We start from the raw sequence: 12,313 nt of genomic DNA, 5'->3' as shown, positions 1-12,313 counted from the left end.
TGCGCTACCAGGCTGCGCTACGCCCCGACAAGAATTAGACTATAGCATGTTTTTTGTCGTCATTTCAAGCTGAACGCCTGCATTCACGACAGCAGGTCGCGAATCGACAACAAGGAAGCACGCAGGCTGGCGGCGGCCTCGGGAGACAGCTTGGACAGGTCTGGCAGCTCGGGCGCGAGAAAGGCCGACTCGGCCATGACGGACGGGGATGCCTGCAAAGCACGCGACGCCATCAGCACACCGCCACCAGCCAGGCGCTCGGACGCGATCAAAGCGGAGGACGGAGGCAGCGCATCGGGCAAGGCCAGCTCGTCGTCCTCGACCTCGGTGCGTGCAGCATGCCCCAACTCGGTCAGGCGGTTGCGAGCACCGCTGATCGTGAAGCCCTGCTCGTACAGCAGCTCGCGGATGCGGCGAATCAGCAGCACCTCGTGATGCTGGTAGTAACGGCGGTTGCCCCGCCGCTTCATGGGTTTGAGCTGCACGAACTCCTGCTCCCAGTAACGGAGCACATACGGCTTCACGCGGCACAACTCGCTGACCTCACCGATGGTGAAGTAGCGCTTGGCCGGGATCGGCGGTAGGTCGTGGCTGGTTCGGTCCATGTTCCCTGCTGCTGAAGGACGCAAAAGCAAAAAAGCCTGTCGGATCAATCAGATTCCGACAGGACCTCAAACTTTACTCCAAGTCGTCACCAACGGGAATGTCACCTTGCACCATGCCCTTGAGCTTGGCGCTGGCGTGAAAGGTCACCACCTGGCGGGCCTTGATGGGGATGGCCTCGCCGGTGCGCGGGTTGCGCCCGGGGCGAGGCGCCTTCTGACGGATCTGGAAGTTGCCGAATCCCGACAGCTTCACGTCGGTGCCCTGCACCAGCGTGTCGTTGATCAGCTCGAAGAAGGCCTCGACCATGTCCTTGGACTCGCGCTTGTTCAGGCCAAGCCGCTCGAACAGCAGCTCGGACAGCTCGGCCTTGGTCAGCGTGGGCGTCTCGATGGTCGGCAACAGCACCGTCAGGTCGCTGATCTTGTCGTTCATGCGTGGTCTCTCCCCTTCTCACGCCTCAGGCGCGCACGCGCGCACCCACCTTGTCGGCCAGATTCTGCAACACGGATTGCACGGCGGCTTCGATGCGCTCGTCGTTGAGCGTCTGCTCGTCGTCGCGCAGCTCGATGCGCACGGCCAGGCTGCGCTCGTCTTCGGCGATGCCGGCCACGGCTTGCTTGGGCTTGTAGATGTCGAACAGGCGAGCGCCGCGCACCAGGCCATCGGTCGTTGCCGACAGGATGGCGGCGATCAGCGCATCGTGCGCGGTGCGGTCGTTGACCACCAGCGCCAGATCGCGGAAGACCGATTGCATGCGAGGCACGCTGGTGAAGCTCGGCACGGGGCGCTGCACCAGCGCGTCGGCATCGAGCTCGAACAGCACGGGGGCCTGAGGCAGGTCATAAGCCTGACGCCACTTGGGGTGCAGCTCGCCGACAAAACCCACGGCTCGGCCAGCGACCATCACCTGCGCGCAACGGCCGGGGTGGAAGGCCGGGTGCTCTGCAGCCACAAAGCTGGCCTGCAGCGGCGCCAGCAGCGACTCGACATCGCCCTTGACGTCGAAGAAATCGACCTGGCGCGCGGTCTGCCCCCATTGCAGCGCATCGGCCGGGCCATAAGCCAGGCCAGCCACGCGCACGGGCTGATCGAAACCAGCGACCGTCTGCATGCCATCGGCAACAGAAGCATCGCGGCGGAACACGCGGCCCACCTCGAACAGGCGCACGCGATCGGCCTTGCGGGCCAGGTTCGTGCGCAGAACCTCGACCAGGCTGCCGATCAGCGACGAGCGCATCACCGACAACTGGCTGGCGATCGGGTTGAGCAGCTGGATGGGGTTGGCGTTGCCGGCGAAATCGGCTTCCCAGCGGGCTTCGACAAAGCTGAAGGTGATGGCTTCCTGGTAGCCACGAGCGGCCACGGCACGGCGCACGGCGTACAGGCCACGGCGCGCCTCAGGGCGCACCTCGGAAACCACCGGGGCCTTGGGCGCGCGGCGCGGCAGCTTGTCAAAACCGATGACGCGCACCACCTCTTCGATCAGGTCCTCTTCGATCTGGATGTCGAAGCGCCAGCTCGGCGGGGTCACGATGAGGTGGGTGTCGTCGCCCTGGGCCTGCGTGCCGTAAGGCAGATCCAGGCGTTGGAACACGGCCTGCACCTCGGCCAGGCTCACCGGCATGCCGATGACGCGCTGGGCGCGCGACAGGCGCAGCGTCACGGGCTTGCGCTCGGGCAGGTGCACCTTCTGGTCGTCGAGCGGGCCGGCTTGACCGCCACAGATGTCGAGGATCAGTTGGGTGATGCGCTCGATGTGCTGCGCGGTGGGCGCCGGGTCCACGCCACGCTCGTAGCGGTGCGAAGCGTCGGTCGAGAAGTTGTAGCGGCGCGCGCGCCCGGCGATCGCCTTGGGCCACCAGAAGGCGGCTTCGAGGTAGACGTTGCGGGTGTCGTCGCCCACAGCGGTGGCGTCGCCGCCCATGATGCCGGCAAGCGATTCAACCTGGCCGCCATCGGCGATCACGCCCACCTGCTCATCGAGCGTGATGGTGTTGCCGTTGAGCAGCTTGAGTTGTTCGCCCGCGCGCGCCCAGCGCACACTCAGCTCACCCTGGATCTTGTCCAGGTCGAACACGTGCGACGGCTGGCCCAGCTCGAACATCACGTAGTTGGAGATGTCGACCAGGGCCGACACCGAACGCTGGCCGCAACGGGCCAGGCGCTCGACCATCCAGGCTGGCGTCTTGGCTTGCGGGTTGACGCCACGGATCACGCGGCCACCGAAGCGACCGCACAAATCTGCGGCCTCGACGTTGACCTTCAGGCGATCGTCGATGGTGGGCTTGACGGGCTCGCTGGCCGGCAGTTGCAGCGGTGCATCGGTCAGGGCCGAGACCTCGCGGGCGACGCCGGCCACGCTCAGGCAGTGCGCCAGGTTGGGCGTGAGCTTGAGCGTGAACAGCGTGTCGTCGAGCTGGAGGTGCTCGCGGATGCTGATGCCCACTGGCGCGTCGTCGGCCAGGATGTGCAGGCCATTGGACTCATCGGAGACGCCCAACTCGTTGGCCGAGCACAGCATGCCGAAGCTTTCCACGCCACGCAGCTTTCCCTTCTTGATGACGAAAGGCTTGCCATCTGCACCCGGGGGCAACTCGGCCCCGACCGTGGCACAAGGCACCTTGATGCCCAGGCGCACGTTCGGCGCGCCACAGACGATCTGCAGCGCCTCGCCCGTGCCCGCGTCCACCTTGCACACGTTCAGGCGGTCGGCGTCCGGGTGCTTGGCGACTTCCAGCACCTGGGCCACGACCACGCCCGTGAAGCGCGGCGCCACCGGCTGCAGCTCTTCGACCTCCAGGCCGGCCATGGTCAGCAGGTCGGCCAGTTGCTGCGTGCTCAGATCGGGGTTGCAGAAGGTGCGCAACCAGGACTCGGGGAATTGCATGGAAAGGGATCCTCGGGGATTCAGTTCTGTTCGGCGTCCAGGACCACGCGGTAGCGGGCCTTGCCGGCGCGCAGGTGGTCGAGGGCCTCGTTGATGCGGCTCATCGGGAAGTGTTCGGTCTGCGGCTCGATGCCGTGGCGCGCGGCGAAGGCCAGCATGGTGTCGATGTCCTGGCGCGAGCCCGTGGGCGAGCCCGACACGCTGCGCTGCCCGCCGATCAGCGGGAAGGCCTCGACCTCCATCGGCTGCGGCAGGATGCCCACCAGGTGCAGGCGGCCATTGGGCGCCAGCGTGGACATCAGCGCCTTCCAGTTCAGCATGACGTTGACGGTGACCAGCACCATGTCGAGCTGGCCCGCGATGGCCTTCATCGACTTCGGGTCGGTGCTGGAGACGACGCGGTGCGCGCCCAACTGCAGCGCCTCGTCGCGCTTGGATTCGCTCGACGTGAAGGCCGTGACCTCGCAGCCCCAGGCCCGCGCGAACTTCAGCGCCAGGTGGCCCAGACCGCCGATGCCCACCACGCCCACGCGGTGCACGGGCTTGATGTCGAAGTTCAGGAAGGGCGAGAACACCGTGATGCCGCCGCACAGCAGCGGGCCGGCCTTGGCCGGATCCAGCCCTTCTGGGATCGGGCTGACCCACAGCCAGTGCGCGCGCACCCTCTCGGCGAAACCACCATGGTGGCCCACGATGGTGGCGACGCCAGCGCGGCACAGCTGCGGCTGGCCGCTCAGGCAGCTCGGGCAGGTCTGGCAGCTCATCGACATCCAGCCCAGGCCCACCTTCTGACCCAGCTTGAGGCCCTTGGCGCGATCGCCCAAGCCCACCACCGTGCCCACCACCTCGTGGCCACCCACGATCGGGTAGGCCGAGAAGCCCCACTCGTTGTCGATCAGCGAGAGGTCGGAGTGGCACAGGCCACAGTGCTCGACGCGGATCTCGACCTCTTCGGCGCCCAGAGGACCCGGGTCGTACGAAAACGGCACGACGGGTTTGGCAGCTTCTTGAGCAGCCCAGGCCTGGATCGTGGTGGGGCTCGTGGCGGTGGTGGTCATGCGGGCATCCTCATCAGACAGGGTTGAGACATTGACACGCAGTTCGCAGCGATCACAACGAGGACAGGCGCCCTGTCCTCGCTCGAGCGATCACTGAAACTGCTGCAGGAAACGCAGGTCGCCTTCGTAGAACAGGCGCAGGTCGTTCACACCATAGCGCAGCATGGTGAGGCGGTCCGGGCCCAGGCCAAAGGCAAAGCCGATGTACTGCTCGGGGTCCAGGCCGAAATTGCGCACCACGTTCGGGTGCACCTGACCGGCGCCGCCCACCTCCAGCCAGCGGCCCTTGAGCGGGCCAGAGGCAAAAGCGATGTCCACCTCGGCCGAGGGCTCGGTGAACGGGAAGAAGGACGGGCGGAAGCGGATGTCGAGCTCGTCCGTCTCGAAGAAGGTGCTGAAGAAGTCGCCCAGCACGGCCTTCAGGTCGGTGAAGCTGACCGACTCACCGATCCACAGGCCTTCGCACTGGTGGAACATCGGCGAATGGGTGGCGTCGCTGTCGACGCGGTAGGTGCGACCCGGCGCGATCACGCGGATCTCGGGGATGCGCTCGCCACGGGCCAGTTGCTCGGCGTGATCCTGCACATGCTGCATGGCATAGCGCACCTGCATCGGGCTGGTGTGCGTGCGCAGCAGGTGACCGCCTTCGACGTAGAAGGTGTCGTGCATGGAGCGCGCGGGGTGGTCTTCCGGCGTGTTCAGCGCGGTGAAGTTGTGCCAGTCGCCTTCGATCTCGGGGCCGTCGGCCACGGCGAAGCCCATCGAGCCGAAGATGCCTTCGATGCGCTCGATGCTCAGCGACACGGGGTGAAGGCCGCCCTCACCACGACGACGGCCCGGCAGGCTCACGTCCAGCGATTCGGCGCGCAACTGCTGCGCGAGCTCGGCATCGGCCAAGGCCTGCCTGCGCGCATTGAGCAGCGCTTCGACCTGCTGCTTGGCCTGGTTGATGGCGGCGCCGCGAGTCTTCTTGTCTTCGGGGCTCAGGGCCGCCATGCCCTTGAGCAGATCGGTGAGCGAGCCCGACTTGCCCAGGAACCGGGCTTTGGCGTTTTCGAGGTCAGCAGGCGTGGCGGCGGCGTCGAACGCGGACTGTGCCGATTGCACCAGGGTCTGCAGGTCGCTGGACGAGTCGTTCATCGGATGCATTCGAAAAAAAAGGCCAACACGGGGTTGGCCTTGGGTTCAGTCGAGGCCACCGGCACGCCGGCGGCCATCAGTCTGACATGGGTGCTGCGGAATCAGGCAGCCAGTTGGGCCTTGGCCTTTTCAACGATGCTGGCGAAAGCAGCGGGGTCGTTGACAGCCATGTCAGCCAGGACCTTGCGATCGATTTCGATCGAGGCCTTCTTGATGCCAGCAATGAACTTGCTGTAGGTCAGGCCCAGTGCGCGGCTGCCGGCGTTGATGCGAGCGATCCACAGGCGGCGGAATTCGCGCTTCTTGGCGCGGCGGTCACGGTAGGCGTACTGACCGGCCTTCATCACCGCCTGTTTGGCGATGCGATAGACGTTCTTGCGGCGACCGCGGAAACCCTTGGCAAGGGCGAGGACTTTTTTGTGACGGGCACGGGCGGTAACGCCACGTTTGACGCGAGGCATGTGTAGCTCCTTCTGCGTTGACTAGAGGACGGATCGAGACGGCTGCTTGCGGGTCTTACAGACCGGCGAAAGGCAGCATCTGAGCCATGTGGCCCATGTTGGTCTCGTGCACGTTGACGGCGCCGCGGAGTTGGCGCTTGTTCTTCGTGGTCTTCTTGGTCAGGATGTGGCGCTTGAAGGCTTGGCCGCGCTTGACGGTGCCACCGGGACGAACGCGAAAACGCTTTTTCGCGCTGCTCTTGGTCTTCATCTTGGGCATGTTGATGCTCCTTATGACTTGTTCCTGTCAGGCGCCACGGCAACCCACGTCCGTGTCTTGATGGCCTGCAGGCACTTTGATTGCCTCAGCGGCGCTTCAGAAAGCACCACTTCGGCTTGGAGGCCGCCAGAAGCAACAAGGCGGCTCAACCTGGGTTGCCCCTGGGTGATCCGCCTCGCAGACTGCTGTCGGCTTCGGCCGGCGGGCACCCCACAAACAGGGCAAACCCACCAAAGCCTTTGATGATAACAGATTATTTCTTCTTCTTGGGGCCCAGAACCATGATCATCTGGCGCCCTTCCAGCTTGGGCATGTTCTCGACCAGCGAGCAGTCCTGCAGGTCGTCACGCACACGCTCCAGCAGGCGCATGCCCAGGTCCTGGTGGGTGATTTCACGACCGCGGAAGCGCAGCGTGACCTTGCCCTTGTCGCCGTCTTCCAGGAAACGGCGCAGGTTGCGCAGCTTGATCTGGTAGTCGCCCTCGTCGGTGCCGGGGCGGAACTTGACTTCCTTGACCTCGATGACCTTCTGCTTGAGCTTGGCGTCGTGGGCCTTTTTCTGCTCCTGGTACTTGAACTTGCCGTAGTCCATCAGGCGGCAGACAGGGGGATCTGCCGTGGCGGAGATCTCGACCAGGTCCACATCGTGCTCGGCCGACAGTCGCAGGGCTTCCTGGATGCTGACGACGCCGAGGGGCTCGTTCTCCGGTCCGTTCAAGCGGACTTCGGGTGCAGTGATTTCACGGTTCAGCCGGTGCTTGCGCTCGTCGTTGCGCGTGCGGCGGTCAAAGAAGTTAGCGATGTCTGTTTCCTTCGGGCCCGGCGTTGAAATCGCTCGAACCAATGGTCGGTGAACACGCGCCCGGCGGGTTGGCGACCGGCTGTCCAGACTGCATGAACAGACGCGGCACGCGTCAGACCTGACCGGCGATGTCTGGGTCGAGCTTCAAGGCAGCGAGGCAGAAGTCTTCATCGACATCGCGCCAAGGCTCTTTGTTGCCCCGGGCGCGCACAGAGCCAGAGCCTGCGCACACGGCGCAATCAACTGACCTTAGCGCGCGAAAGTTTACACGCTCCAGGCACGTTGCGCAAACCCAACGATCGCACCAAGGCCTCACAGAGGACCCGAATGAACGCCCATGGCAGACTTCGTTCATGGCCCCCGCGATGTTTCGACACCTCCAACGCCCCCATCGCCCATGCCCCTGCCCCATTGCTGGCGACGGCTCCTGCTGAGCCTGACAGCGACCTGCCTGCTGCTCTGCAGCGGCCTTCCTGCCGCCCAGGTATCTCCTGCCCCACCCGCCCCTGCCACGGGCTTGAAGGTGCTGCACGTCGTCAGCGACGAAAATTTCCCGCCCTACACCTACCGCAACAGCGATGGCGGGCCGGAGGGGCTGCTCATCGACCGTTGGCGCCTGTGGTCCCGCAAAACAGGGGTGCCAGTCGAGTTCAGCCTTCGCCCCTGGGCCCAAGCGCTGCAAGCACTGCAATCCGGCGAGGCCGATGTCATTGACCTGATCTACCGCACCCCTTCACGGGAAGCGCAATACGACTTTTCCCGTCCGTACGCGGACATGCCCGTCGGCATTTACAGCCACGGCGACATCCTGGGCATCCACGACACCGCCACGCTCAAAGGCTTCCTCATTGGGGCACAGGACGGTGACGCCTGCGTCGAACAACTGCAGTCAGCGGGCGTGCGCACCATCGCGACTTACGCCAACTACGAACAGCTCATTCGCGCAGCTCAACGACAAGAGGTCAAGGTCTTCTGCATCGACGAAGGGCCTGCGCGCTTCTACCTCTACAAACTCGGCGTCGACACCGAGTTCAAGCAGTCGTTCGTGCTCTACACCGGCCAGGCGCACCGCGCCGTCAAGGAAGGTCGCACCGATTTGCTGGATTTTGTCGAGAAGGGCATGCAAGCCATTTCCGAGGCAGAGGAGCAGGCGCTGCAAGACAAGTGGCTGGGAGGTGCAAGTCGCGCACCTCACGTGCCCCCACAAGCTTGGTGGGCCGCAGCCACGGTGCTGCTGGGCGCTGGCCTGCTGCTGCTTTGGAACATGCAGTTGCGCCGCCGCGTGAGCGCTCGCACCTCGGCCCTTCATGGCGCGCTTGAGGCCCTGCAACAGGCACACCAGGACACCGAAGTGGCGCGTGCAGACCTGGCTGCCACCCTGGAGGCGATCCCGGATTGGCTGATCGAATTCGACGCCAACGGCCGGGTCGTCAACGCTTTCGCGGGCCGCGAGGGCAGCGCCATCGAAGCAGATGCCACCAGGCTGATCGGACAGCCCCCCGAAGCCTTCCTGCCCGAGGCTGCCGCCCAACTGATGCAGGCATCGGTTGACACCGCGCGCAAAGAAGGAAGAGACCTGGGGCGAAGCATCTGCCTGAATGCGCCATCCGGTCCGCGCTGGCTTGAGCTCTCGAGCACACGCAAGCTGCACGGCCAGCAATTGCACGTGCTCACCCTCGCTCGGGACATCACCCAAAGGCGCCAGGCCGAGGCCGACACAGAGCAAGCCAGGCTGGCTCAAGCTGCGGCCGAGCGCGACAAGCTCTTCAAGGTGCTTTACGAAATGGCACCAGTGGCGATGGCCTTCCAGCGCGGCAACGAGGTCGTGTCCGTCAACCAGCGCTACATGAGCCAGCTCGGCCTGACGGCAGAGGACATTCGCCACCCTGAGCAGTGGTTCCAACGCGCTTACCCCGACCCGGATTACCGCGAGTGGGTGATCCTGCGCTGGCAGCAGGACATCGAGCTGGCCCGCAACGGCGATGGCACCGTGCCGGCACGCGAATACCAGGTCAAGACAGGGCATGGCCACACGCTCGACGTGCTGATTGGCGGACAACTGCTCGATGATGGCCTGCTCATCACCCTGCAAGACATCTCCCCGCTGAAACGAGCCAAGGAAGCGGCCGAAGCCGCCAACGAGGCCAAAAGCGCCTTCCTGGCCACCATGAGCCATGAAATCCGCACGCCACTGAACGCCATCATCGGGCTGACGGCCTTGCTGCTTCGCGACGACCTGCTGGAGCCCACACGCGTTCGAGACCACCTGCGCAAAGTGGAAGGAGCCAGTCAGCTGCTGCTGGGCACCATCAACGACATCCTGGACTTTTCAAAGATCGAGGCGGGAAAGCTGGAGATCGAGCGCCAACCCTTCGAGCCCCGCACGCTGCTGCGCCAACTGGCCTGGACACTCGAAGACCAGGCACGCTCGAAAGGCCTGACGCTGTCGGCGCACGCCGACGCCGAAGTGCCTCAGAGCATGCAAGGCGACCCGCTCAGGCTCGGCCAGGTGCTGCTCAACCTCGGAGGCAACGCGGTGAAGTTCACCGAGGAGGGGCACATCGACATCCGCCTGAGCATCACGCAGGACGCGCAACAGCGCAGCCTGCTGAGGGCAGAGGTCAAGGACTCGGGCATCGGCATCGATGCCGACGCCCAAACTCGATTGTTCAAACCATTTCAGCAGGCCGACAACTCAACCACCCGCCGCTTTGGCGGCACCGGCCTTGGACTGGCCATCAGCCGGCGCATCGTGGAGCTCATGGGGGGACACATCGGTGTGGACAGCCGCCCTGGTGAAGGCTCCACCTTCTGGCTGGAGATCCCCATGACGCAACCCGACCCGACAGACGCCTTGGACACCGCGACCACCCCAGCCGATTCGAGCCTGCCGATGATGGTCAAGCTGCCTGCCGGCCTGAACGTGCTGCTGGCGGAGGACAACGAACTCAACCGAGAACTGGCTTGCGAGCTGCTGCAACTGCATGGCCTGACCGTGCACACCGCCACCAACGGTCGCGAGGCGGTGTCCATGGCAGCAAACCCGAATCAAGCGCTCGACTTGATCCTCATGGACATGCAAATGCCCGAGATGGACGGCCTGGAGGCGACCCGCCTGGTGCGAGCCATGCCTCACCGTCAGCAGGTCCCCGTGATCGCCATGACGGCCAACGCGTCGCTGGACGACAGGCAGCGCTGCATCGATGCAGGCATGAACGACCACCTGCCCAAGCCCTTCGAGCTCACGCGGCTGACGCTGACATTGCAGCGCTGGCTGGCACCGCCCCCAGGCTGAGGGAGCGGCCCGGCCATCTGATCAACTGCGCTCGTTCGTCGCCTGGTTGATCAGTGTGGTCAGCTCCGAGAGGTCCATCACACCCAGGTCCTGGTTGCCACGGGCGCGCACGGCCACCTTGCCGGCTTCCTTTTCCTTGTCGCCCAGCACGATGAAGTAAGGCACCTTCTGAAGCGCGTGTTCGCGGATCTTGTAGGTGATCTTCTCGTTGCGGGTGTCGAGCTTGGTGCGGATGCCGGCCTTGTTCAGCGCGGCCGCCACGTCACGCGCGTAGTCGGCCTGCGCATCGGTGATGTTGAGCACCACGGCCTGCACCGGCGACAGCCACACAGGCAAGGCGCCAGCGTGCTGCTCGATCAGGATGCCGATGAAGCGCTCGAGCGAGCCCAGGATCGCGCGATGCAGCATCACAGGGTGCTTGCGGTCGCTGGCCTCGGTCACGTACTCGGCGCCCAGGCGCTCGGGCATGGAAAAGTCGACCTGGATGGTGCCGCACTGCCAGTGACGACCCAGCGCGTCTTTCAGCGTGTACTCGATCTTCGGGCCGTAGAAGGCGCCATCACCCGGGGCGATGGTGAACTCGCTGTGGGTGGCCTTGAGGCTTTCCATGAGCGCGTTCTCGGCCTTGTCCCACACCTCGTCGGAGCCGATGCGCTTTTCAGGGCGCGTGGCCACCTTGTAGATGATGTCGGTGAAGCCGAAGTCGGCGTAGACCTTCTGCAGCAGCGCCGTGAAGTCCACGCACTCCTGCAGGATCTGGTCTTCGGTGCAGAAGACGTGGCCGTCGTCCTGCGTGAAGCCGCGCACACGCATGATGCCGTGCAGGCCGCCGGTGGGCTCGTTGCGGTGGCACTGACCGAACTCGCCGTAGCGAATGGGCAGGTCGCGGTAGCTCTTGATGCCCTGATTGAAGATCAGGATGTGGCCGGGGCAGTTCATCGGCTTGAGCGCGTAGTCGCGCTTTTCCGACTCGGTGGTGAACATGTTCTCGCGGTACTTGTCCCAGTGGCCGGTTTTCTCCCACAGCGTCTTGTCGATGATCTGCGGGCCCTTGACCTCCTGGTAGCCGTTGTCGCGGTAGACCTTGCGCATGTACTGCTCCACGGCCTGCCACACGGTCCAGCCCTTGGGATGCCAGAACACCACGCCGGGCGCGTGCTCGTCGATGTGGAACAGGTCGAGTTCCTTGCCCAGCTTGCGGTGGTCGCGCTTTTCGGCTTCTTCCAGGCGGGTGAGGTACAGCTGCAGGTCTTCCTTGCTCGTCCAGGCCGTGCCGTAGACGCGCTGCAGCTGCTCGTTGCGGTGGTCGCCGCGCCAGTAGGCGCCAGCCACCTTCATCAGCTTGAAGTGCTTGAGCTTGCCGGTGGAGGGCACGTGCGGGCCGCGGCACAGGTCGGTGAAAGCGCCTTCGCTGTAGAGCGACACGTCCTGGTCGGCCGGGATGCTCTCGATGATCTCGGCCTTGTAGTGCTCGCCCAGGCTCTTGAAATAGGCCACGGCCTCGTCGCGCGGCAGCACGCGGCGCTCGACCTTCTCGTCCTTCTTGGCCAGCTCGGCCATCTTCTTTTCGATGGCGGCCAGGTCTTCGGGCGTGAAGGGGCGCTTGTAGGCAAAGTCGTAATAGAAGCCGTCTTCGATGGTCGGACCGATGGTGACCTGCGCCTCGGGGAACAGCTCCTTGACCGCGTAGGCCAGCAAGTGGGCCGTCGAGTGGCGGATGACATCCAGGCCGTCGGCGTCCTTCTCGGTGACGATGGCCAGTTGCGTATCGGCCTCGATGCGGTATGAAGTATCGACCAGGCGGG

Annotated in this window: 10 protein-coding genes; 1 reads left to right on the top strand and 9 read right to left on the bottom strand. The window is 64.8% G+C overall.

What is annotated here, in order from left to right:
* Nucleotides 1-83: 83 nt before the first annotated feature.
* The 8 genes from B2W70_RS04925 to infC all read right to left on the bottom strand — a co-directional run bounded on the left by B2W70_RS04925 (nucleotide 84) and on the right by infC (nucleotide 7,213).
* Nucleotides 84-605, bottom strand: a complete 522-nt coding sequence (locus B2W70_RS04925; RefSeq protein WP_286743439.1) for a MerR family transcriptional regulator — start codon at nucleotides 603-605, stop codon at nucleotides 84-86.
* Between the two features lie 73 nt (nucleotides 606-678).
* Nucleotides 679-1,038, bottom strand: a complete 360-nt coding sequence (locus B2W70_RS04920; RefSeq protein ID WP_058089091.1) for an integration host factor subunit alpha — start codon at nucleotides 1,036-1,038, stop codon at nucleotides 679-681.
* 25 nt (nucleotides 1,039-1,063) lie between these two features.
* Complete coding sequence (gene pheT / locus B2W70_RS04915; RefSeq protein WP_286743434.1) at nucleotides 1,064-3,493, bottom strand: phenylalanine--tRNA ligase subunit beta; 2,430 nt, start codon at nucleotides 3,491-3,493, stop codon at nucleotides 1,064-1,066.
* A gap of 20 nt (nucleotides 3,494-3,513) precedes the next feature.
* A complete protein-coding gene (gene ahr / locus B2W70_RS04910) occupies nucleotides 3,514-4,551 on the bottom strand; it encodes an NADPH-dependent aldehyde reductase Ahr (RefSeq protein ID WP_286743432.1) in 1,038 nt (345 codons plus the stop codon).
* A gap of 90 nt (nucleotides 4,552-4,641) precedes the next feature.
* Entirely contained in the window at nucleotides 4,642-5,691 is a 1,050-nt protein-coding gene (gene pheS, locus B2W70_RS04905) for a phenylalanine--tRNA ligase subunit alpha (RefSeq protein ID WP_058089094.1), read from the bottom strand.
* Between the two features lie 101 nt (nucleotides 5,692-5,792).
* Nucleotides 5,793-6,152 carry a 50S ribosomal protein L20 gene (gene rplT, locus B2W70_RS04900; RefSeq protein ID WP_058089095.1) on the bottom strand — a complete coding sequence of 120 codons (360 nt, stop codon included), beginning with the start codon at nucleotides 6,150-6,152 and terminating at the stop codon, nucleotides 5,793-5,795.
* 55 nt (nucleotides 6,153-6,207) lie between these two features.
* Entirely contained in the window at nucleotides 6,208-6,411 is a 204-nt protein-coding gene (gene rpmI, locus B2W70_RS04895; protein WP_028601240.1) for a 50S ribosomal protein L35, read from the bottom strand.
* Nucleotides 6,412-6,664: 253 nt separating this feature from the next.
* Nucleotides 6,665-7,213, bottom strand: coding sequence for a translation initiation factor IF-3 (gene infC, locus B2W70_RS04890; RefSeq protein WP_058089204.1), 549 nt, complete (start codon nucleotides 7,211-7,213; stop codon nucleotides 6,665-6,667).
* Nucleotides 7,214-7,736: 523 nt separating this feature from the next.
* Here infC and B2W70_RS04885 point away from each other — a divergent pair.
* The gene (locus B2W70_RS04885; RefSeq protein ID WP_286743441.1) at nucleotides 7,737-10,508 is read left to right on the top strand and encodes an ATP-binding protein; all 2,772 of its coding nucleotides are present in this window, start codon (nucleotides 7,737-7,739) and stop codon (nucleotides 10,506-10,508) included.
* A 21-nt stretch (nucleotides 10,509-10,529) separates the two neighbouring features.
* On the opposite strand, the gene thrS is transcribed toward B2W70_RS04885, so the two are convergent.
* Nucleotides 10,530-12,313, bottom strand: a 1,784-nt coding sequence (thrS, locus tag B2W70_RS04880) for a threonine--tRNA ligase (protein ID WP_286743421.1), incomplete at its 5' end; no start/stop codon positions are given.

This window comes from Aquabacterium sp. UBA2148, from assembly GCF_002328915.1.
Classification (GTDB): domain Bacteria; phylum Pseudomonadota; class Gammaproteobacteria; order Burkholderiales; family Burkholderiaceae_C; genus Aquabacterium; species Aquabacterium parvum.
The sequence above is the reverse complement of the archived record's forward strand: the minus strand, read 5'-3'. Positions and strand labels throughout refer to the sequence as shown.

What these genes read in the sequence shown, in the direction of transcription:
- pheT (WP_286743434.1), bottom strand. Translation starts at nt 3,493, where the DNA reads ATGCAATTCCCCGAGTCCTGGTTGCGCACCTTCTGCAACCCCGATCTG.
- B2W70_RS04920 (WP_058089091.1), bottom strand. Translation starts at nt 1,038, where the DNA reads ATGAACGACAAGATCAGCGACCTGACGGTGCTGTTGCCGACCATCGAG.
- B2W70_RS04925 (WP_286743439.1), bottom strand. Translation starts at nt 605, where the DNA reads ATGGACCGAACCAGCCACGACCTACCGCCGATCCCGGCCAAGCGCTAC.
- rplT (WP_058089095.1), bottom strand. Translation starts at nt 6,152, where the DNA reads ATGCCTCGCGTCAAACGTGGCGTTACCGCCCGTGCCCGTCACAAAAAA.
- rpmI (WP_028601240.1), bottom strand. Translation starts at nt 6,411, where the DNA reads ATGCCCAAGATGAAGACCAAGAGCAGCGCGAAAAAGCGTTTTCGCGTT.
- pheS (WP_058089094.1), bottom strand. Translation starts at nt 5,691, where the DNA reads ATGAACGACTCGTCCAGCGACCTGCAGACCCTGGTGCAATCGGCACAG.
- ahr (WP_286743432.1), bottom strand. Translation starts at nt 4,551, where the DNA reads ATGACCACCACCGCCACGAGCCCCACCACGATCCAGGCCTGGGCTGCT.